This window comes from Arthrobacter sp. LjRoot14 (assembly GCF_964253905.1).
Lineage (GTDB): Bacteria > Actinomycetota > Actinomycetes > Actinomycetales > Micrococcaceae > Arthrobacter.
Genome location: NZ_CAXURL020000001.1, coordinates 2,640,060 through 2,661,014, shown reverse-complemented (window position 1 = coordinate 2,661,014; position 20,955 = coordinate 2,640,060). Strand labels below are relative to the sequence as shown.

The following is a 20,955-nucleotide window of genomic DNA, read 5'->3' as shown; positions in this document are numbered from 1 at the left end:
GGGAGAATTAAACCGGTGGCTCCGGCATGTGCCAGGGCAGCCACGCGTTGCATTGCGTGAACCGCACGCATCAGAACTACACGCAGTACACCAAGAAGGGTAAGTAACCAGGTTATGAAGTCGCAGGAGATCACCAAGCGCTGGATCGACTTTTTTGTCAGTAAGGGCCACACGGCGGTGCCTTCGGCGTCCCTGGTTTCCAGCGACCCCTCCTTGCTGTTCACGGTGGCCGGCATGGTCCCGTTCATTCCGTACCTGACGGCGCGCGAAGAGGCGCCCTACAACCGGGCCACCAGTGTGCAGAAGTGCATCCGAACCGGCGACATCGAGGAAGTCGGCAAGACGGCACGGCACGGCACCTTCTTCCAGATGTGCGGCAACTTCTCCTTCGGCGACTACTTCAAGGAAGACGCCATCAAGTTCGCGTGGGAACTGCTCACCACGAGTGTTGCCGACGGCGGCTACGGCCTGCCGCCCGAGAAGCTGTGGGTCACCGTCTACGAAGAAGACGACGAGGCCGAGCAGCTCTGGCTCAAGAACACCGGCATGCCCGCAGAACGGATCCAGCGGATGGGCAAGGCGGACAACTACTGGTCCACCGGCCAGCCCGGCCCGGCCGGCCCCTGCTCCGAGATCTACTACGACCGCGGCCCGTCCTACGGCGTCGAAGGCGGCCCCATCGCCGACGAGAACCGTTACGTGGAAATCTGGAACCTGGTGTTCATGCAGTACCAGATCGACAACGTGCGCTCGAAGGTGGACTTCGATATCACCGGTGAACTCCCCAAGAAGAACATCGACACCGGCCTGGGCATGGAACGCCTGGCAATGATCCTGCAGGACGTCGAAAACATGTACGAGACCGACCAGGTCCGTCCCGTCATCGACAAGGCCGCGGCACTGTCCGGCAAGGAATACACCTCGGCCGAGTCCGCCGACGATCCCCACCACACCGACGATGTCCGGATGCGCGTGGTGGCTGACCACATCCGGTCCGCACTGATGCTGATCGCCGACGGCGTAACGCCCTCCAACGAAGGCCGCGGCTACGTGCTCCGCCGCCTCATCCGCCGCGCCGTGCGCTCCATGCGGCTCCTCGGCGTCGAAAAGGCCTGCCTGCCCGACCTGCTCCCCGCTTCCCGCGACGCCATGAAGGGCGTCTACCCGGTGGTGGAGACTGACTTCGACCGCATCAGCCGCATCGCCTACGCCGAAGAGAAGGCGTTCCTGCGGACCATTGCGTCCGGCACCGCCCGCCTCGAGGACGCCGTGAAGGATTCCAAGGCAGCCGGCCAGCCGCTGTCCGGTGCAGATGCTTTTGCCCTGCATGACACCTACGGTTTCCCGATCGACCTGACGCTGGAAATGGCTGAAGAAGCGGGCCTGAAGGTCGACGAACCCGAATTCCGGAAGCTGATGCTTGAGCAGCGCCAGCGCGCCCAGGCGGACGCCAAGGGCAAAAAGGGTTCGCACGCCGACCTCAGCGCCTTCCAGGAGCTGCTGGCCGAGGGGGAGACGGTCTTCACCGGTTACACGGAGCTTGCCGGCGAATCCAAGGTCCGCGGCATCCTTTCCGGCGGCCGCAAGGTTTCCCAGGCCTCCACCGGCGACGAAATCGAACTGGTGCTTGCCGAGACCCCGTTCTACGCGGAAGCAGGCGGCCAGGCTGCCGACACCGGGCTCATTACGGGCGACGGATTCGTCGTCGAAGTCCTGGACGTCCAGCGCCCCGTCAAGGGCCTGAGCGTGCACAAGGCAATCGTCCGCGAGGGCGAAATCGGCGCGGACTCGCTCGTGCAGGCTGCGGTGGACCGCGAGCGGCGGCACTCCGCAGAGCAGGCCCACACCGGCACCCACATTGTGCATGCCGCCCTGCACCAGATCCTCGGCCCGGAGGCCCTGCAGCGCGGTTCCTACAACAAGGCCGGCTACCTGCGTTTCGACTTCGCCTGGGGCGAGGGACTCAGTGCCGCCACGCGCTCCGAAATCGAAGAAGTCTCCAACCTTGCCATCCGCAACAACTTCCAGGTGGAGACCAAAGTCATGGCTTTGGCTGAGGCCAAGGCACTCGGCGCCATGGCGCTCTTCGGCGAGAACTACGGCAACGAGGTCCGGGTCGTGGAGATCGACGGCGCATGGTCCCGCGAGCTTTGCGGCGGCACCCATGTGGCCAACACCTCGCTCATCGGCAGCCTGTCGCTGCTGGGCGACCAGTCCGTCGGCTCGGGAAACCGCCGCGTTGAAGCGTTCGTGGGAATGGAGGCCTTCCGGCACCTCGCTGCCGAGCGGGCGCTGGTCACGGAGCTCACGGAAATGCTGAAGGTGCCGTCGGGGCTGCTGGCCGACCGCATCGCCACCACCCTGACCAAGCTCAAGACGGTGGAAAAGGAACTGGAGCGCCTGCGCAAGGAGCAGCTGACGGCTGCCGCCGCGCAGCTGGTGGGTACGGCGAAGGACGCTTCCGGGGTGAAGGTCATTGCGCACGACGCCGGACAGGTGAGCGGCGCTGACGACCTGCGCGGACTGGCCCTCGACCTCCGCACCCGTCTTGGCTCCGAGGCCGCCGCAGTTGCGGTTGCCGGTGTGAGCAACGACCGCCCCGTGATTCTTGTCGCCACCAACGAGGCGGCCCGTGCCGCGGGCGTGAAGGCCGGAGCACTCGTCCGGCTCGCCGCCGGGATCCTCGGCGGCGGCGGCGGCGGCAAGGACGACGTCGCCCAGGGCGGCGGCACCGATGCCGCGAAGGTGCCGGCGGCGCTGACCGCCGTCGTGGACGCAATCACGAGGCGATAACCGAACCGTGAACCAATCTGCTGAATCCGACGCCTACCCCCGCGGCATCAAGCTGGGGGTGGACGTGGGCACGGTCCGTGTAGGCGTTGCGGTGTGTGACCGCGACGGCATCCTGGCCACACCGCTGAAGACGCTCGAGCGAAACGCCAAGAAGAATACGGATGTCCGTGTGCTGGCGGCGCTGGCCTCGGAGCTTGGCGCCGTGCAGGTATTTGTCGGGCTGCCGCGCACGCTCAAAGGGGAAGAACACGCTTCGGCCCGGATGGCGACGGATTACGCGGAGCTGCTGGCGGAAGCACTCACGGCCTCCGGATCGGACATTCCAGTGCAGCTCGTGGACGAACGGTTGAGCACGGTGACGGCCCACCGCAACCTGCACGAAGCTGGCATGAGCAGCCGGAATCACCGTAAGGTAGTGGATCAGGTTGCCGCCGCAGGAATACTGCAGCACGCAATCGACATGCAAAAAGCCAGGGGAACGGATGTAGGAAGCCGCGTGTTCGCGGGTTCCCAGCCGGGGCTTTCCGGGGACGCCGCAGCGGAGAACGCTGATCAGGCCGTCCCGGGAATCAATGTGCAATCTTCAGAAAATGGAAGGCAACAGTGAGCCCGGTTAACAGCGGAGAGTCCTCAGGTGAGGAATTCAGTGACTCCGGACGTCAGCTGACGCGCAAGGAAATTCGAGCCAGGGAGAAATCCCTGACCACCGAAGGCAACGACGTCGTCCCACCGCAGGCGTTCGAAACCGGCCACGCGCCGCAGGTTCCGCCCGCCATGCCGGCGGAGCCGCCCACCGTCCAACAGGCCGCTGTTCAGGAACCTGTCCACCGGGAGGCCGTCCACCCCGAGCCGGTGCAGCACGACGTGCAACCCGAGGAGCCTGTGCACCACGACGCCCCGCTGCACCACGAAGAGCCTGTGCACCACGATGCCTCTGCCGAGTTCGCTCCGCATGCCTACGACGCCCACGCCGAGCCGCACGGAGACGCTGCCCACCACGGCTACCCCGTTCAGCACGGGGACGAGGCACACCACGAGGATGACGCGCACCACGCCTACGGAGAGCACCACGAGGACGAGGCGCACCACGTCTACGATGACGCCCACGTCTATGCAGCGGGGGAGCACCCCGAGGAGCATCTTGACGAACCTGCACATCCGCTGATGGCCGTCGGCTCGTCCGTGGCGGTCGTTCCGGCAACGTCCAAGAAGGTCCGCCGTCGCCGGCGCTGGCTCGCGCTGCTGCTGACCCTGGCGGTGTTCGTGACTGCCCTGGTGGTGGGCGCCCAGTTCCTGAAACCCCTCTTGGGCGGGAACACCATCGCCGATTACCCCGGCCCCGGCACCGGCGAGGTGAATGTCTCCGTGGAACCCGGTGAAGGCACCCGGTCTGTCGCCACCAAGCTCGCGGAACAGAAGGTGGTTGCCAATCCGGACACGTTCCTGCGCGAGCTCACAGCTTCCGGCGGCACCATTGCCCCGGGGGAATTCCAGTTCCGCCAGGAAATGAAGAATTCTGACGCCGTGGCCGTGCTGCTGGGCAAGGGCGAAGGCAAAGTCATGTACTTCGCCCTGAGCGCCGGATTGCGGATCGGCGAATCACTCCAGGCCATATCCCAGGGTTCGGGTATCCCCGTTGCCGAACTCAAATCGCTCAGCGACGCCCCGGCCCAGTTCGGGCTGCCGGCGAAGGCCAAGAACCTTGAAGGTTACCTGGCGCCCGGCGAGCACCGGTTCCCGCTGGGAACGCCGGCGAAGGAGATCCTCCAAAACCTTGTGACCACCACGACCGACGAGCTGAAAGCGCAAGGAGTCACGGATCCCGCGAAGCAGTACGACGTCGTTACGGTCGCCAGCATCGTCCAGGCTGAAGGCGGCCAGGCCGAGTACGGCGACGTCGCCGGTGCCATCTACAACCGGCTCAAGCCGAACAACACCGAGACGGCCGGCCTGATCCAGTCCGATGCAACAGTGACGTACGGGCTGGGAATCAAGAGCTTCCACATCGACGAGGATCAGAAAGCCGACAAGTCGAACCCCTACAACACGTATGCCAACCAGGGTCTTCCGGTGGGACCCATCGGCTCGCCCGGCAAGAACGCCATCGACGCGGCAGCCAAGCCGAAGGCCAACGACTACATGTACTGGGTGACCATCAACCTGGACACCAAGGAGACGAAGTTCTCCAAGACGCTGGCTGAGCACAACCAGTACGTGGAGCAGTACAACGCCTGGTGCGCCGCCAACGCAGGACGTTGCACGTGACCTTGAAGGCTGCCGTCCTTGGGCACCCGATCGGCCATTCGAAGTCCCCGGCCCTGCACCGCGCTGCCTACGGGCGTCTGGGAATCGACGTCGAGTATTCCGCCATCGATGTGACTGTTCCCGAGCTGCCGGCCTTCATGGCGTCGGTCCGCGACCAGCCCGGCTGGTGCGGACTGTCCGTCACGATGCCGCTCAAGACGGCCATGGTTGACGAGGTTGACGAGGTCCGTGGCGTAGCCTGCATCCTCGGAGTGGTCAACACCGTGGTGTTTGAGGCTGACGGGACGTCCGTGCGACGGGTCGGCTACAACACCGACGTCGCAGGCATCGTCAACGCCGTGCGGCATGCCGGCGTCGTCTCCGCACCGTCAGCCGTGATCCTGGGCGGCGGCGGTACCGCTGCCGCCGCTATCGCGGCACTCAAGGATCTCGGCGCACCGTCGGCTGATGTCTACGTGCGCGATGTGGGACGGGCGGCAGAAGCCCGGGCCGCCTCCCAGGGTGTGGGCCTTCCCGTGCGCATCCTCCCGCTATCCGGCGCGGCCGCCGCAATGGCCGCCGCCGACGTCGTCATTTCCACACTCCCGCCCCGCGGGGCCGACGCCCTGGCGGATGAGCTCGCGGGCCTCGGGGCCCGGACGCCGGGAGTGCTGCTGGATGTCGCCTACGATCCGTGGCCCAGCAGGATAGCCTCCGTCTGGCAGGACGGGGGAGGCACAGTGGTTCCCGGCCTGGAAATGCTGCTCTACCAGGCGGTGGAGCAGGTCCGGTTCTTCAGCGGCCTTGGCGACGACGTCACGGCCGAAGTCATAGATGTGATGTGTGACGCAGTCGGGGCACCCCGACGAGTGTTCTAACCGCCCTACGTGGCAGGATGGATTTTATGTTGCGTTGGTTGACTGCCGGTGAATCCCATGGACCGGCACTGGTCGGAATAATTGAAGGCGTCCCTGCCGGTGTTGAACTCACCAGCAGCCAGATCGCCGATGCCCTCGCCCGTCGTCGCCTCGGCTACGGCCGCGGTGCCCGGATGAAGTTTGAGCAGGACGTCGTTACCGTCCTTGGCGGCGTGCGCCACGGCATCACCCAGGGCGGCCCGGTGGCCATCCAGGTGGGCAACACTGAATGGCCTAAGTGGGAGCAGATCATGTCTGCAGACCCCGTGGCACCCGAGATCCTGGCTGACCAGGCACGCAACGCACCGCTGACGCGGCCGCGCCCCGGCCACGCGGACTTCACGGGCATGCAGAAATACGGCTTTGACGAAGCACGCCCCGTGCTGGAGCGCGCCAGCGCCCGCGAAACCGCTACCCGCGTTGCACTGGGCACCGTGGCATCGCAGTTCCTCAAGCAACTGGGCATTGAACTGGTCAGCCATACAGTGTCGATCGCCAGTGTCTCCGTGCCGGAAGGGCGCCCGCTGCCGGTACCCGCCAATGTGATTGCGCTCGACGCAGACCCGCTCCGCTGCTTTGACCGGGAAACCTCGGACGCCATGGTGGCCGAAGTCGACGCCGCCCACAAAGAAGGCGAAACCCTCGGCGGTGTGGTGGAGGTGCTGGCCTACGGCCTTCCGCCCGGACTCGGCAGCTACGTCCACTGGGACCGCCGCCTGGACTCCCGCCTCGCCGCAGCCCTGATGGGCATCCAGGCGATCAAGGGTGTTGAGGTTGGCGACGGCTTCCTCACGGCTTCCCGCCGGGGTTCGGCCGCCCACGACGAAATCGTCAAGGACTCCGACGGCCGGATCATCCGCATCAGCAACCGCGCCGGCGGCATTGAAGGCGGCATGAGCATCGGTGACGTCCTGCGGGTCCGTGCGGCAATGAAGCCCATCGCCACCGTTCCGCGTGCCCTCAAGACCATCGACGTGAGCACCGGGGAAGCCGCCAAGGCCCACCACCAGCGCTCCGACGTCTGTGCTGTTCCGGCCGCCGGCGTCGTCGCTGAGGCCATGGTGGCACTGGTACTGGCCGAGGCAGTGGCGGAGAAGTTCGGCGGCGATTCAGTCGCGGAAACGGCACGGAACATCAAGGGTTACCTGGACAACATTCCGGCGTCCCTGGACTCGATCGGACAGTAGTGCCGGTCAGCAGCAGGAACGGCACTGCGGGCCGGCGGCCCATTGCGCTCATCGGACCCATGGCCGTTGGCAAGTCGGCAATCGGCCACCAGCTTGCTCAACAGCTGGGGGCGGCGTTCGTCGACACCGACGTCGTGATTGTGGAAAACCACGGAACCATCCCGGACATCTTCGCCGCCCGCGGCGAGCGTGCGTTCCGGGAAATTGAGGCGCGGACCGTCGCCCGGGTCATCGAAGAGGCCGGCACCACCGGCACCGTCATTTCCCTCGGCGGCGGCGCCGTACTCGACTCCGGCACCCAGCAGCTGCTGCGCCGCTGCACCGTTGTCTACCTCGAGTGCGATGCCGACACCGTTTCGGAGCGCATAGCCCGCAATTCCGGCCGACCGCTCCTGGCCGGAGACGCCATGGGCCGCTGGCGTGCGCTTTTTGCCACCCGGCAACCGGTCTATGAACGGCTTGCCGACCTTGTTTTCGATGTCCGCCACGGATCCGTCACGGATCTCGGGCACCGGCTGGAAGAGGCGCTGCGTGAGTACGCGGCGGCACAAACCGCGGCGGCGGAGCCAGTGGCCGCCACAAAGGAAGTTGAAAAGTGAGTAGCGAATCAACCGTCATCACAGTCACCGGCAAGTCCGCCGCTGACAACTACGACGTCGTTGTGGGCCGCGGCCTGCTTGAACGCCTTCCCGAGCTCCTGGGGGAGCGCGTCAAACGGGTCCTGGTCATCCACCCGCGGGCCCTGCGGCTCACCGGCGACACCGTACGCGATGAGTTGGCCTCGGCCGGGTTCACTGCGCTGACCGCAGAAATTCCGGACGCCGAAGAAGGCAAACACATTCAGGTCGCCGCGTTCTGCTGGCAGGTCCTGGGACAAAACGATTTCACCCGCTCCGACGCCGTGGTGGCAGTAGGCGGCGGTGCTGTCACGGACCTCGCGGGCTTCGTGGCGGCCACCTGGCTGCGCGGCGTCAAAGTCATCCACATGCCCACCAGCCTGCTCGGCATGGTGGATGCCTCCGTCGGCGGCAAGACCGGCATCAACACTGCCGAAGGCAAGAACCTGGTGGGTGCGTTCCACCCGCCGGCAGCCGTCCTCGCGGACCTTGACACGCTCAGCACCCTGCCGAAGAACGAGCTCATCTCGGGCATGGCTGAGGTCATCAAGTGCGGGTTCATCGCCGACCCCGCCATCCTGGACCTTGTGGAAAAGGATCCGTCCGCAGTCACCGACCCGCAGTCAGCAGTCCTCCGCGAGCTGATCGAGCGCGCTATCGCCGTGAAGGCCGACGTCGTGTCCGAGGACCTCAAGGAAACCGGCCGGCGCGAGATCCTCAACTACGGGCACACCCTGGGCCACGCGATCGAGCTTGTGGAACGCTACTCCTGGCGCCACGGCGCTGCCGTTTCGGTGGGGATGATGTTCGCCGCTGAACTCGCCCGCAGCGTGGGTCGCCTCAGCGACGCCGACGCCGACCGTCACCGCAGCATCCTGGAAACGCTCGGACTGCCGATCACCTACCGCCGCGACCGGTGGCAGGGACTGCTGGACGGCATGCGCCGGGACAAGAAGTCCCGTGGCGACCTGCTTCGTTTCGTGGTCCTGGACGGCATCGCCCGCCCGGGAATCCTTGACGTTCCGGACACATCCCTCCTGTTCGCCGCCTACCAGGAGATTGCCTCTTGATGACGGGCGGCGTCATGATTGATTCCATGGGCGGCACGAGTGAGTGGCCGGATGCAGGGTTCCCCGGTGTCAAGATCAACCCGGACACCCTCATGCCGGGAATCGTCAACGAAGAGGCGTGCAGCCTGGCACTCCAGGCGTCCTCCGACCCGGCGGACCGCATCATGGTCCTCCTGGCGGAAGGACACGCCGGCGATGCCGCGGAGCTTCTGGCCGAAGCACGCTACAACGATCCCGAATCTTTCCGGCTCCGAGCCTTTGAAGCCGAGGTCCTCCGGGTTTCCAAGCGTTATGACCGGGCCGTGGATCTTTACCGCCAGCTGTTGGCAGAGGTCCAGGGAACCGAGCTGGAGGCCATGGCGCACCAGCACCTCGGCCGTGCCTACTACGCCGGGGGCAACACGGCAGCTGCCGTCGACGAGTTCGCCAAGGCCCTGGACCTTCGCGTTGCGGGGGCCGCGGATGCAGCGCTGATCTACTCGTCCACCGTCGCGCTGCAGCGTGCCCGGAACGTCCTGGAAAGGTCGTCCTAGGGGCTGTCGCAGCACCCGGCCGGCAATACCGGTAGAATGGTTCTTGGATTTTTGACAAATACTCGCTGGCGGCCTTTTGGCGTGCCTGCCTGACATAACCGGCTGGCGGCTTGAAGCAGTCAGAGACAAACCAGAGGATACCCGTGGCAACCACAAACGACATCAAGAACGGAACCGTGCTGAAGCTTGAGGGCCAGCTCTGGAACATCATCGAGTTCCAGCACGTCAAGCCGGGCAAGGGCGGCGCATTCGTCCGCACCAAGATGCGCAACGTCATGTCCGGCAAGGTGGTCGACAAGACCTTCAACGCCGGCCTCAAGATCGAGACCGCCACTGTGGACCGCCGCGACTACCAGTACCTGTACCAGGACGGCGCCGACTACGTGTTCATGGACACTCAGGACTACGACCAGATCACGGTCTCCGGCGCCACTGTAGGCGACGCCACCAACTTCATGCTGGAAAACCAGATGGTCAACATCGCCATCCACGAAGGCACCCCGCTGTACATTGAACTGCCGCCGAGCGTCGTGCTCGAAATCACCTACACCGAGCCGGGCCTGCAGGGCGACCGCTCCTCGGCCGGCACCAAGCCGGCCACGCTGGAAACCGGCTACGAGATCCAGGTGCCTTTGTTCGTTGAGAACAACACCAAGGTCAAGGTCGACACCCGCGACGGCAGCTACCTCGGCCGGGTCAACGACTAGTGAGTGCCCGCGGTAAGGCCCGTAACCGGGCCCTGGATGTTCTTTTCGAGGCGGAGCAGCGCTCCCTCTCGGCTTTCGATGTGCTGCGGTCACGCCGTGAAAAAACCGACCAGATCGTCAACCCCTACACCCTCGAGATCGTCGAAGGCGTGGTGTCCCACCAGGCCGCCATCGACGAATTCCTGGAGACATACTCGCAGGGCTGGACACTGGAACGCATGCCTTCGGTGGACCGCATCATCCTGCGCATCGGCACGTGGGAACTGCTCTACAACGACGACGTGCCCGACGGCGTAGCCGTCAGCGAGGCTGTCGCCCTTGCCAAGACGCTGTCCACGGACGAGTCGCCGTCGTTCATCAACGGCCTCCTGGGCCGGCTCCAGCAGCTGAAGCCGTCGCTGTTGGCATAGCATCACGAGAAAGGACCGGTCCCCGCCCAGGCGGGCGCCGGTCCTTTTTGTTTTCCCGCTTAGCGCAGCACGGCGTCCCGTCTGGCCACGATTTCCGCGAGCTGGCGGTGCTCATCCAGCTGGTGGGCCGGAACATCACGGCCGCTGAGGATCCGTTGCCGGATGAAGGCCAACCGGGTGGCCGATCGCAGGAACGCTTTCATCTGCGGCCCCCGGCCGAACTGCTTCGCCCAGCGGACTGCGGAACGGCGTCCGCCGGCCGTTGCCAGCATGTCCACCTCGGGCGGCGTGAACCACCCTGCGGCGGCATACTCCTGGAGGCGCTGCCGTGTCAGCCGGTTTTCCGCCACGCGCAGCAGCACTATAACGACGACGGCCAGCACGAAGATGGGCACCTGTACCACGATGTACTGCACCAGGAAGTTCTGGCCCATGCTGTTCCACATGCTGTGCAGGATCATCGCCGGGACCAGGCCCACGGCAAAGGCCACGACGGACATCCCCGGGTGCCAGCGCCGGGCCGCAAAACCGAGAATGAGCCCGGTGGTACCCGTGAAGATGGCGTGGGCGAACGGGGACATGACCCCCCGCAGGAAGAACACGACCGCGAGGTCTGTGCCCGGTGTGGCGGACTCGGCAATGGCCCGGCCGAAGTAGAGGATGTTTTCCGTAAATGCGAAGCCGCCCGCAATGGTGAACGCGAACACCACACCGTCCACGGGGCCGTCAAAGTGCTTCCGGGCCAGCACGAGGAGCAGCAACAGGCCCAGGGACTTGGCGAACTCCTCCACCACGGGGGCCTGCACGGTGACGGCAAAAGTCCGGTAGTCCACGCCGGCCGGGGGCACCGCCGCCAGCGCAAAGACCGGCTGGATCAGCAGTGTGACGGAAATGGACACGACGGCGCCCCACAGGAAGGCGAACAGCAACAGTCGCTTGGGCTCTGGCTCCCAGCGGTCAATGATGTAGACGGCCAGGAGCACGGCGCTCAAGGGGATCAGGGACGCAATGAAGCCGATCACGAATCCGGTGACGCCGGTGTTGCCCACAAGGTAGGGGAGGACCAGGAAGAGGCTGGCAAAAGCCAGGAAGCCGCCGCCGCCCACCAGCCCAATAACTCCCGCACTTGAGCGGCTGCGGACTGCGGCAGGCGGCACCATGGTGTTCACCGCAGGCGCGTGGCTGCTGGCGGGTGCCGCACGGTAGTGATCAGGCCGGACCTGGCCCATCCAGGTGGGATTGGCCTGCTGCGGAAGCTCCTGCCGGGGCCATGGCGGCTGCTGCCCGTATCCGTGGCCGCCGGAGGGATCGTGCTGCGGCCAGGGTGCGTTCGATGTCATGGAACTGAGCCTATGTCCCCGTAACCGTCGCTTCCAAGACGACAGGCGCGCGGGAAAGGCACACCTCACCACCCCCGGGGTGTGATGTTAAACGCCTTCCCGCCGCCCGCCGGCCAGCAGGGCGTGGCTGCCGCGTATGGTAATTTTGAAGGGCAAATGTTCCTTTTTTAATTCCGTCCCGTGAGGCGGGGAAAGGGGAGACGAGCGTTGACTTCAGTCACAGAAGCACCGGTTCCGGCCAGGGTTGTGCTCAACTCTGCGGACATTGACCGTGCACTCACTCGTATCGCCCATGAGATCCTCGAGGCCAACAAGGGTTCCCAGGATTTGGTGCTGCTGGGCATTCCGCGCCGCGGCTACCCGCTGGCAGTCCGCCTGGCCAAGAAAATCGCCGCCGCCGATCCCACCGTGGATGCCGCCGCCATCGTGGGCCAGCTGGACGTCACCATGTTCCGGGACGATCTGTCCCACCAGCCCACGCGGCCGCCCTATCCCACCCAGCTGCCCCGCACCGGCATCGACAACAAGGTCGTTGTCCTGATTGACGATGTCCTCTATTCGGGCAGGACCATCCGCGCAGCGCTGGACGCGATCGTGGACCTCGGCCGCCCGCGCATTGTCCGGCTGGCCGTCATGATCGACCGAGGCCACCGCGAGCTGCCCATTCGCGCAGACCATGTCGGCAAGAACCTCCCCACCTCCTCCTCCGAAAAGGTCCGGGTCCGCCTCGAAGAGACCGATTCCGTTGACGGAACCCCCGTCAATGAAGTGGTCATCGAGGCAGGCGCATGAAACACCTGCTCTCCACCGAAGACCTCAGCCTGGCCAACGCCATCCGCATCCTCGACACCGCAGAGGAAATGGCGGCCGTGGGGGACCGGGAAGTCAAGAAGCTGCCTGCGCTGCGCGGCCGCACCGTGGTGAACCTGTTTTTCGAGGACTCCACCCGCACCCGCATCTCGTTCGAAGCAGCAGCGAAGCGGCTGTCCGCGGACGTCATCAACTTCGCTGCGAAGGGATCCTCCGTCTCCAAGGGCGAATCCCTCAAGGACACAGCCCAGACGCTGGCAGCCATGGGGGCCGACGCCGTCGTCATTCGCCACTGGGCCTCGGGTGCGCCGCACCGGCTGGCAGCCACGGACTGGATCGACGCCGCCGTCATCAACGCCGGCGACGGAACCCACGAACACCCCACCCAGGCGCTGCTGGACGCTTTCACCATGCGCCGGCACTGGGCCAGGCTCCACGGGACGCCGTCCGCCGGGGCGGACCTTAAGGGAATGCGCGTGGCCATCGCCGGCGATGTCCTGCACTCGCGTGTGGCCCGCTCGAATGTCTGGCTGCTGCGTACGCTCGGCGCCGAGGTCACCCTCGTGGCGCCGCCCACCCTGCTGCCCATCGGCGTCGGGCAATGGCCCTGCGACGTGAGCTACGACATGGACGAAACCCTGGCGAAGGGCGTCGACGCCGTCATGATGCTGCGTGTCCAGGGGGAACGGATGAACGCCTCCTTCTTCCCCACGACCCGCGAATACTCCCGCCGCTGGGGATTCGACGACAACCGCCTCCGCGCCCTGGACAGCCTGGGCCTGAAGGACACCATCATCATGCACCCCGGCCCCATGAACCGCGGGCTGGAAATTTCCTCTGCGGCCGCGGACTCACCCCGTTCCACCGTGCTGGCACAGGTGCGCAACGGCGTGTCCGTCCGGATGGCCGCCCTGTACTTGCTGCTCTCCGGGGACACCCGCGAACCAGCCGTAACTACCAACGCCGCCTATTCCACCAAGGAGAGCCACTGATGGCACACGATCAACAGGATGCAGTCACCACCGGGGCATACCTCATCCGCGGCGCAGCGATTCTCGGCGGCGCGGCCGAAGACCTCCTGATCCGGGACGGCATTATCGCCGCACGCGGCACTGACCTTGCCGGCACCGACGCAGCAGACGGCGCCACCGTGATTGAGGCCGAAGGCCTGGTAGCACTGCCCGGCATGGTGGACATCCACACGCACCTCCGCGAGCCCGGGCGGGAAGACGCCGAAACAGTGGAAACCGGCACGCGCGCCGCCGCGCTTGGCGGCTACACGGCCGTGCACGCCATGGCCAACAGCAATCCCGTTGCGGACACCGCAGGCGTGGTGGAACAGGTGCACACCCTGGGACGTGCCGCGGGCTGGGTGGACGTCCGCCCGGTGGGCGCGGTGACCGTGGGCCTCGCAGGCGAACAACTGGCCGAGCTCGGCGCCATGGCTGATTCCCGTGCCAAGGTCCGGGTCTTTTCCGACGACGGCATCTGCGTCCACGACCCCGTGATCATGCGCCGTGCGCTGGAATATGTGAAGGCGTTCGACGGCGTGGTGGCACAGCACGCGCAGGAACCCCGGCTCACCGCAGGCGCCCAGATGAACGAAGGCGACGTCTCGGCAGTTCTCGGACTGACGGGCTGGCCCGCCGTGGCCGAGGAAAGCATCATTGCCCGGGACGTGCTGCTCGCCCAGCACGTCGGGTCCAGGCTGCACGTCTGCCACGTCTCCACGGCAGGCTCGGTGGAGATCATCCGCTGGGCCAAGGCCCGCGGGATCAACGTGACGGCCGAAGTGACGCCGCACCACCTGCTCCTGACCGATGAACTGGTCCGCAGCTACGACCCCGTCTACAAGGTCAACCCGCCGCTGCGTACGGACTCCGACGTCCAGGCGCTGCGTGCCGCCCTTGCCGACGGCACGATCGACGTCGTCGGAACGGACCATGCCCCGCACCCGAGCGAACACAAGGAATGCGAGTGGGCGCAGGCGGCCATGGGCATGACCGGGCTGGAAACGGCGCTGTCCGTCGTCCAGGAAACCATGATCGAGACCGGCCTGATGGGTTGGGCCGATTTTGCCCGGGTGACGTCCACCGCTCCCGCCGTGATCGGACGGGTGGCGGACCAGGGACGTCCGCTGGAGGCCGGCGAACCCGCGAACGTCACACTGGTGGACCCGGCTGCGCGCTGGACCGTGGACCCTTCTAAGATGGCAACCATGGGCCGTAACTCTCCGTTCGCCGGCAGGGAACTCCCCGGCAAGGTGGTGGCGACGTTCTTCAAGGGCCACCCCACGGTCCTGAACGGCGAGCTCAACACCCCGTACCGCCACGGGCCCCACCAGGAAACAACCGCCGCCGCCCCCGCGGGCGGGTACTGATGGACAAAGTACTCCCCGGACTCGCCATGCTGGCGATCATCGCGGTGGCCTTCGTGTTGCTCGGCATCGGGTGGCGGAACCGCCTGCGGCGCCAGTCCGACGTCGAACAGCTGCCCTCGGTTCCGGCGGAACTGAGCCAGCCGCTGGCCACCGCCGACGGCCAGTATGTTGCCACCACGACGGCCGGCGACTGGCTGGACCGCATCGCCGTCCATGGCCTGGGCATCCGCACCAACGCTGAACTCACCGTCCACCCGGAGGGCGTGTTGTTCGAGCGCTCCGGGGCCGGGCCGGTCTTCATCCCGGCGGACCGGCTCACCGGAATCCGCCAGGACAGCGGCATGGCCGGGAAGTTCGTCGAAAAAGACGGACTCCTGGTGGTCAGCTGGACCCTGGGCGGCCGGGAACTCGATACCGGGTTCCGGACCCGCCGTGCCGCCGACAAGCCGCCCGTCCTGGCAGCCTTTCAAGAATTGATCTCCGCAGCCCCTCAGGCAGATGCCGATAGTGGAAAGTAACAACGTGACAGAAACCGAAGTAACAGCAAACGCAGATACTGCACCTGAACAAGGAACTGCCGCACCCGCGGTGCTGGTGCTCGAGGATGGCCGCACCTTCCGCGGCACCAGCTACGGCGCCACCGGCACCGCCCTCGGCGAGGCGGTATTCGCCACCGGCATGACCGGCTACCAGGAAACCATCACGGACCCCTCCTACGCCCGCCAGCTCGTGGTCCAGACCGCCCCGCACATCGGCAACACCGGCGTCAACAAGGACGACGCCGAATCGCGCCGCATCTGGGTGGCCGGCTACATTGTCCGCGATGCCGCCCGCCGGCCCTCCAACTGGCGCTCCGAACGCTCCCTGGACGACGAACTCGTGGAGCAGGGCATCGTGGGCATCCAGGGCGTGGACACCCGGGCCATCACCCGGCACCTGCGCGAACACAAGACCATGCGTGCCGGCATCTTCTCCGGCGAGGCAGCCCGCGCCACGGACAAGGAACTTCTCGACGCAGTACTGGCCAGCGCCCCCATGGAAGGGTCCCGCCTCGCCGAGGAAGTCAGTGTTGACGAGGCCTACGTCGTGGAGCCCAAGGACTGGGGCTGGGACGGCGAGCCGCGCTTCACCATCGCCGCAATCGACCTCGGCATCAAGCGCATGACACCCATCCGCTTCGCCGAACGCGGAGTCCGCGTCCACGTCCTGCCGGCAACGGCCACCCTGGCCGACGTCAAGGCGGTCAACCCGGACGGATTCTTTATGTCCAACGGCCCCGGCGACCCCGCCACGGCAGACAACCAGGTCAAGCTGCTGCGCTCGGTGCTGGACGAGAAGCTGCCGTACTTCGGCATCTGCTTCGGCAACCAGATCCTGGGCCGCGCCCTCGGCTTCGGCACGTACAAGCTCCGCTACGGACACCGAGGCATCAACCAGCCCGTCATGGACCGCCGCACCGGCAAGGTGGAGATCACCTCGCAGAACCACGGCTTTGCCGTGGACGCCCCGCTCGACGGCGCCACCCAGGCTCCCGAGGAGCGGTACGGCCGCGTCGAAGTCAGCCACGTCAGCCTCAACGACGACGTCGTGGAAGGCCTCTCCTGCCTGGACATCCCCGCTTTCTCAGTGCAGTACCACCCTGAAGCAGCCTCGGGACCGCACGACGCCGCTTACCTCTTTGACCGCTTCATCGAGCTGATGGCGGACACGAAGAAGGCAGCCGCCGCTGCCGACTCTGCTTCCGAGACAAAGACTGCCACCGAATCCAAGACTGAGGACAAGAAGTAATGCCTAAGAGAACTGACCTTAAGAGCGTCCTGGTCATCGGTTCCGGCCCCATCGTGATCGGCCAGGCCGCCGAGTTCGACTATTCCGGCACCCAGGCTCTCCGTGTCCTCAAGGAGGAAGGCCTGCGCGTAATCCTGGTCAACTCCAACCCGGCCACCATCATGACTGACCCCGAGTTCGCCGATGCCACCTACGTGGAGCCCATCACCCCGGAGGTGGTGGAAAAGATCATCGCCAAGGAACGGCCTGACGCGATCCTGCCCACCCTGGGCGGCCAGACAGCCCTCAACACTGCCATTGCGCTGGACAAGAACGGCGTGCTGGAAAAGTACAACGTGGAACTCATCGGCGCGAACATCGCCGCAATCGAACTCGGCGAAGACCGCGAGAAGTTCAAGGGTGTCGTGGAGCGTTGCGGCGCGGAGTCCGCCCGCAGCCACATCATCCACAGCATGGATGAAGCACTGAAGGCCGCCGAGGACCTCGGCTACCCGATGGTGGTCCGCCCGTCCTTCACCATGGGCGGCCTCGGCTCCGGCCTCGCCTACACCGAGGACGACCTGCGCCGGATCGTCGGCCAGGGCCTGCAGTACAGCCCCACCAGCGAGGTCCTGCTCGAAGAAAGCATCCTCGGCTGGAAGGAATACGAGCTCGAGATGATGCGGGACAAGAACGACAACGTGGTTGTCGTCTGTTCCATCGAGAACTTCGACCCCGTAGGCGTCCACACCGGCGACTCCATCACGGTTGCACCCGCGCTGACCCTCACGGACCGTGAGTACCAGCGCCTGCGCGACATCTCCATCGCGGTCATCCGCGAAGTGGGCGTGGACACCGGCGGCTGCAACATCCAGTTCGCCGTCGAACCGGACACCGGACGCGTCGTCGTCATCGAAATGAACCCCCGCGTCTCCCGGTCCTCCGCGCTGGCATCCAAGGCCACCGGCTTCGCCATCGCCAAAATCGCCACCAAGCTCTCCCTGGGATACACCCTGGACGAGATCCCCAATGACATCACCCAGAAGACCCCGGCCTCCTTCGAACCGACGCTCGACTACGTCGTGGTGAAGGTTCCCCGCTTCGCCTTCGAGAAGTTCCCGGCAGCGGACCCCACCCTCACCACCACCATGAAATCGGTGGGCGAGGCCATGGCCATGGGCCGCAACTTCACCGAGGCCCTGCAGAAGGCGCTCCGTTCCCTTGAACAGAAGGGCTCACAGCTGGACTTCAGCCACGTTCCGGAATGGGAAGTCCCGGAGCTGATCGAAAAGGCCAAACGGCCCACCACGGAACGCCTGCACCAGGTGCAGCGTGCTCTGCTCGGCGGCGCAACGGTGGAGCAGCTCTTCGAGGCCACCAAGATCGACCCCTGGTACCTGGACCAGCTCCAGCTGCTCAACGAGATCTCGCAGGAGATCCGCAAGTCCACGGCCCTCACCCCGGAAATGCTGCAGCGCGCCAAGCGCCACGGCTTCTCCGACGAGCAGATCGGCGCCCTCACCAACAACCAGGAGGCCGTGGTCCGCGGCGTCCGCCAGGCCCTGGGCATCCGGCCGGTCTACAAGACCGTGGATACCTGTGCCGCCGAATTCGCCGCGTACACGCCGTACCACTACTCGTCCTACGACGAGGAGGACGAGGTTGCGCTGCACTCCAAGCCGTCCATCATCATCCTGGGCTCCGGGCCCAACCGCATCGGCCAGGGCATCGAATTCGACTACTCCTGCGTGCACGCCTCCATGGCACTCCGCAAGGCCGGCTACGAGACCGTCATGGTCAACTGCAACCCGGAAACCGTCTCCACCGACTACGACGTCTCCACACGCCTCTACTTCGAGCCGCTGACCCTCGAGGACGTCCTGGAAGTCATCGCGGCGGAGGAGCGCACCGGCGGCGTCATGGGTGTGTTTGTCCAGCTCGGCGGCCAGACCCCGCTCAAGCTCGCACAGCAGCTGGCCGACGCCGGTGTGCCGATCCTCGGCACGTCGCCGGAAGCGATCGATCTCGCCGAACACCGAGGCGCCTTCTCCCGGGTGCTGGACGAGGCCGGACTGATCTCGCCCAAGAACGGAACGGCCGTTTCCTTCGAAGACGCCAAGAAGATCGCCGACGAAATCGGCTACCCGGTCCTGGTCCGCCCGTCCTACGTGCTGGGCGGACGCGGCATGGAGATCGTCTACGACGAGCCCAACCTCTCGCGCTACATCGCCAACGCCACCGAGATCACCACCGAACACCCGGTGCTGATCGACCGGTTCCTGGAAGACGCCGTCGAAATCGACGTTGACGCCCTCTACGACGGCACCGAAATGTACCTCGGCGGCATCATGGAGCACATCGAAGAGGCCGGCATCCACTCCGGCGACTCCGCGTGCGTCCTGCCGCCGATCACGCTCGGCAACAACGTGATCGAGCGCGTCCGGACCGCCACCCTGGCCATCGCCGAGGGCGTGGGCGTCCGCGGCCTCATCAACATCCAGTTCGCCCTGGCCTCCGACGTCCTGTACGTCCTCGAAGCCAACCCGCGGGCCTCCCGCACGGTGCCTTTCGTCTCCAAGGCCACGGGCGTGCAGATGGCCAAGGCTGCTGCACTGATCGGCACCGGAGTAACCATCAACCAGCTCCGCAGCGCCTACAAAATGCTGCCGGAGACCGGTGACGGCTCCACCCTGCCGTTCGACGCACCCGTCTCGGTGAAGGAAGCCGTGCTGCCGTTCAGCCGCTTCCGGACGCCGGAGGGCAAGGTTGTGGACTCCCTCCTCGGCCCGGAAATGCGCTCCACCGGCGAGGTCATGGGCATCGACAAGCACTTCGACACCGCCTTCGCCAAGAGCCAGGCCGCCGCCAACAACGCGCTGCCCACCGAAGGGAAGATCTTCGTCTCCGTGGCGAACCGGGACAAGCGCTCGGTGATCATGGGTGTGAAGCGCCTCTCGGATCTCGGCTTCGAGATCGTCTCCACCGGCGGCACCGCGGACGTCCTGCGCCGCAACGGCATCCAGGCCACCCCGGTCCGCAAGGTCGCCGAGGGCAGCAGCGCCGAGGGCGAAGGGACAATTGCCGACCTCATCATCGCCGGCGAGATCGACATGGTGTTCAATACGCCTTCCGGCGGCGAGGCCCGCATCGACGGCTACGAACTGCGGGCCGCGGCAACGTCCATCGGCATTCCGTGCATCACTACAGTTGCCGAATTCAACGCAGCAGTGCAGGCCATTGAAGCGCAGCGGACCTACGAATGGTCCGTAACCAGCCTGCAGGAGCACGCCGAGAACCTGAAGGCCCTGCAGAATGGCTGAGCAAGCGGCAGCAGTGACGGCCGGCCGGGAGTCCTTCGGCTCCCGGCTCGGCCGGGCCATGGCGGACCGCGGTCCGCTGTGTGTGGGGATTGATCCGCACCCGGCGCTGCTCAAGGCCTGGGGACTGAACGACGACGCCGCCGGCCTGGAGCGCTTCTCGCTCACCGTTGTGGACGCAGTGGGTTCGCTCGCTGCCGCCGTCAAGCCGCAGGTGGCGCTGTACGAGCGGCACGGCTCGGCGGGCATGGCGGTGCTCGAACGCACCCTCGCGGCCGCCGCCGGCGCCGGTGTGCTGACCATTGCCGACGCCAAACGCGGTGACATCGGCTCCACGATGGCGGCCTATGCCGACGCCTGGCTCCGGGACGGCTCGTCACTTGCTGCGGACTCGGTGACCCTGAGCCCCTACCTTGGCTTCGAGTCGCTGCGCCCGGCCCTCGACCTGGCCGCAGAGTACGGCCGCGGCGTGTTCGTCCTGGCCCTGACGTCCAATCCGGAAGGTGCCTCCGTCCAGCACGTGGGCGGTGCGGATTCAGTTGCGCGCAGGATCACCGAAGCCGCCGCCGGGGAAAACCGCCGGTACGCGGGTGCCCTGGGTTCGGTTGGCCTCGTGGTCGGCGCCACCGTGGGAGGTGCCCTGCAGGATCTGCAGCTGGACCTGGCGGCTGTCCGGGGGATCATCCTCGCTCCCGGGCTCGGCGCGCAGGGCGCCACGGCCGCTGATCTGCGGTCAACGTTTGGTGCCGCCTATTCGCAGGTCCTGGGCACCTCAAGCCGGGACATCCTCTCGGCAGGTCCCTCCGCCGGGGGCCTCCGGGAGGCTGCACTGCGTACCCTGGAACCCCTGCTGGCCGGCTGAT

General features: G+C 66.1%; 18 protein-coding genes. 17 read left to right on the top strand and 1 reads right to left on the bottom strand.

What is annotated here, in order from left to right; all coding sequences use genetic code 11:
• Window positions 1-114: 114 nt before the first annotated feature.
• The 10 genes from alaS to nusB all read left to right on the top strand — a co-directional run bounded on the left by alaS (window position 115) and on the right by nusB (window position 10,478).
• Window positions 115-2,793 carry an alanine--tRNA ligase gene (alaS, locus tag ACSQ12_RS11880; RefSeq protein ID WP_436065529.1) on the top strand — a complete coding sequence of 893 codons (2,679 nt, stop codon included), beginning with the start codon at window positions 115-117 and terminating at the stop codon, window positions 2,791-2,793.
• 7 nt (window positions 2,794-2,800) lie between these two features.
• Window positions 2,801-3,400, top strand: coding sequence for a Holliday junction resolvase RuvX (ruvX, locus tag ACSQ12_RS11875; protein WP_436065528.1), 600 nt, complete (start codon window positions 2,801-2,803; stop codon window positions 3,398-3,400).
• The gene (gene mltG, locus ACSQ12_RS11870; protein WP_436065527.1) at window positions 3,397-5,058 is read left to right on the top strand and encodes an endolytic transglycosylase MltG; all 1,662 of its coding nucleotides are present in this window, start codon (window positions 3,397-3,399) and stop codon (window positions 5,056-5,058) included. The genes ruvX and mltG overlap by 4 nt, the downstream gene beginning before the upstream one ends.
• A complete protein-coding gene (locus tag ACSQ12_RS11865) occupies window positions 5,055-5,915 on the top strand; it encodes a shikimate dehydrogenase (RefSeq protein WP_436065526.1) in 861 nt (286 codons plus the stop codon). Before mltG ends, ACSQ12_RS11865 begins: the two co-directional genes overlap by 4 nt.
• Before the next feature lie 26 nt (window positions 5,916-5,941).
• Window positions 5,942-7,141 (top strand): chorismate synthase, encoded by a 1,200-nt coding sequence (gene aroC / locus ACSQ12_RS11860; RefSeq protein ID WP_436065525.1) that lies wholly within the window; start codon window positions 5,942-5,944, stop codon window positions 7,139-7,141.
• Window positions 7,141-7,740 (top strand): shikimate kinase, encoded by a 600-nt coding sequence (locus tag ACSQ12_RS11855; protein ID WP_436065524.1) that lies wholly within the window; start codon window positions 7,141-7,143, stop codon window positions 7,738-7,740. The genes aroC and ACSQ12_RS11855 overlap by 1 nt, the downstream gene beginning before the upstream one ends.
• On the top strand, window positions 7,737-8,828 hold the full coding sequence (gene aroB, locus ACSQ12_RS11850; protein WP_209744433.1) for a 3-dehydroquinate synthase: 1,092 nt from the start codon (window positions 7,737-7,739) through the stop codon (window positions 8,826-8,828). Before ACSQ12_RS11855 ends, aroB begins: the two co-directional genes overlap by 4 nt.
• Before the next feature lie 14 nt (window positions 8,829-8,842).
• The gene (locus tag ACSQ12_RS11845; protein WP_209748360.1) at window positions 8,843-9,361 is read left to right on the top strand and encodes a tetratricopeptide repeat protein; all 519 of its coding nucleotides are present in this window, start codon (window positions 8,843-8,845) and stop codon (window positions 9,359-9,361) included.
• A 143-nt stretch (window positions 9,362-9,504) separates the two neighbouring features.
• Window positions 9,505-10,068, top strand: a complete 564-nt coding sequence (gene efp, locus ACSQ12_RS11840; RefSeq protein WP_209744438.1) for an elongation factor P — start codon at window positions 9,505-9,507, stop codon at window positions 10,066-10,068.
• Complete coding sequence (gene nusB / locus ACSQ12_RS11835; RefSeq protein ID WP_011692113.1) at window positions 10,068-10,478, top strand: transcription antitermination factor NusB; 411 nt, start codon at window positions 10,068-10,070, stop codon at window positions 10,476-10,478. Before efp ends, nusB begins: the two co-directional genes overlap by 1 nt.
• A gap of 59 nt (window positions 10,479-10,537) precedes the next feature.
• Here the strand turns inward: nusB and ACSQ12_RS11830 are convergent, their stop codons facing one another.
• Window positions 10,538-11,818 (bottom strand): PrsW family intramembrane metalloprotease, encoded by a 1,281-nt coding sequence (locus tag ACSQ12_RS11830; protein ID WP_436065523.1) that lies wholly within the window; start codon window positions 11,816-11,818, stop codon window positions 10,538-10,540.
• 207 nt (window positions 11,819-12,025) lie between these two features.
• On the opposite strand from ACSQ12_RS11830, the gene pyrR reads away from it, so the two are divergent.
• Genes pyrR through pyrF form a run of 7 tightly spaced genes read left to right on the top strand, consistent with a single transcriptional unit; the run spans window position 12,026 to window position 20,954 of the window.
• Complete coding sequence (gene pyrR, locus ACSQ12_RS11825) at window positions 12,026-12,610, top strand: bifunctional pyr operon transcriptional regulator/uracil phosphoribosyltransferase PyrR (protein WP_028269121.1); 585 nt, start codon at window positions 12,026-12,028, stop codon at window positions 12,608-12,610.
• A complete protein-coding gene (locus ACSQ12_RS11820) occupies window positions 12,607-13,620 on the top strand; it encodes an aspartate carbamoyltransferase catalytic subunit (protein ID WP_436065522.1) in 1,014 nt (337 codons plus the stop codon). Before pyrR ends, ACSQ12_RS11820 begins: the two co-directional genes overlap by 4 nt.
• Complete coding sequence (locus tag ACSQ12_RS11815) at window positions 13,620-15,008, top strand: dihydroorotase (protein WP_436065521.1); 1,389 nt, start codon at window positions 13,620-13,622, stop codon at window positions 15,006-15,008. Before ACSQ12_RS11820 ends, ACSQ12_RS11815 begins: the two co-directional genes overlap by 1 nt.
• Window positions 15,008-15,526, top strand: a complete 519-nt coding sequence (locus ACSQ12_RS11810) for a PH-like domain-containing protein (RefSeq protein WP_436065520.1) — start codon at window positions 15,008-15,010, stop codon at window positions 15,524-15,526. Before ACSQ12_RS11815 ends, ACSQ12_RS11810 begins: the two co-directional genes overlap by 1 nt.
• Entirely contained in the window at window positions 15,507-16,796 is a 1,290-nt protein-coding gene (carA, locus tag ACSQ12_RS11805; RefSeq protein ID WP_436065519.1) for a glutamine-hydrolyzing carbamoyl-phosphate synthase small subunit, read from the top strand. Before ACSQ12_RS11810 ends, carA begins: the two co-directional genes overlap by 20 nt.
• A complete protein-coding gene (carB, locus tag ACSQ12_RS11800) occupies window positions 16,796-20,095 on the top strand; it encodes a carbamoyl-phosphate synthase large subunit (protein WP_209744451.1) in 3,300 nt (1,099 codons plus the stop codon). Before carA ends, carB begins: the two co-directional genes overlap by 1 nt.
• On the top strand, window positions 20,088-20,954 hold the full coding sequence (pyrF, locus tag ACSQ12_RS11795; protein WP_436065518.1) for an orotidine-5'-phosphate decarboxylase: 867 nt from the start codon (window positions 20,088-20,090) through the stop codon (window positions 20,952-20,954). The genes carB and pyrF overlap by 8 nt, the downstream gene beginning before the upstream one ends.
• Window position 20,955 lies beyond the last annotated feature (1 nt).

Excerpts from the sequence above, each read along its gene's own strand:
- ACSQ12_RS11830 (WP_436065523.1), bottom strand. The coding sequence starts at position 11,818 with ATGACATCGAACGCACCCTGGCCGCAGCACGATCCCTCCGGCGGCCAC.
- aroC (WP_436065525.1), top strand. The coding sequence starts at position 5,942 with ATGTTGCGTTGGTTGACTGCCGGTGAATCCCATGGACCGGCACTGGTC.
- pyrF (WP_436065518.1), top strand. The coding sequence starts at position 20,088 with ATGGCTGAGCAAGCGGCAGCAGTGACGGCCGGCCGGGAGTCCTTCGGC.
- carA (WP_436065519.1), top strand. The coding sequence starts at position 15,507 with ATGCCGATAGTGGAAAGTAACAACGTGACAGAAACCGAAGTAACAGCA.
- carB (WP_209744451.1), top strand. The coding sequence starts at position 16,796 with ATGCCTAAGAGAACTGACCTTAAGAGCGTCCTGGTCATCGGTTCCGGC.
- ACSQ12_RS11815 (WP_436065521.1), top strand. The coding sequence starts at position 13,620 with ATGGCACACGATCAACAGGATGCAGTCACCACCGGGGCATACCTCATC.
- ACSQ12_RS11820 (WP_436065522.1), top strand. The coding sequence starts at position 12,607 with ATGAAACACCTGCTCTCCACCGAAGACCTCAGCCTGGCCAACGCCATC.
- alaS (WP_436065529.1), top strand. The coding sequence starts at position 115 with ATGAAGTCGCAGGAGATCACCAAGCGCTGGATCGACTTTTTTGTCAGT.
- ACSQ12_RS11845 (WP_209748360.1), top strand. The coding sequence starts at position 8,843 with ATGATTGATTCCATGGGCGGCACGAGTGAGTGGCCGGATGCAGGGTTC.
- ACSQ12_RS11810 (WP_436065520.1), top strand. The coding sequence starts at position 15,008 with ATGGACAAAGTACTCCCCGGACTCGCCATGCTGGCGATCATCGCGGTG.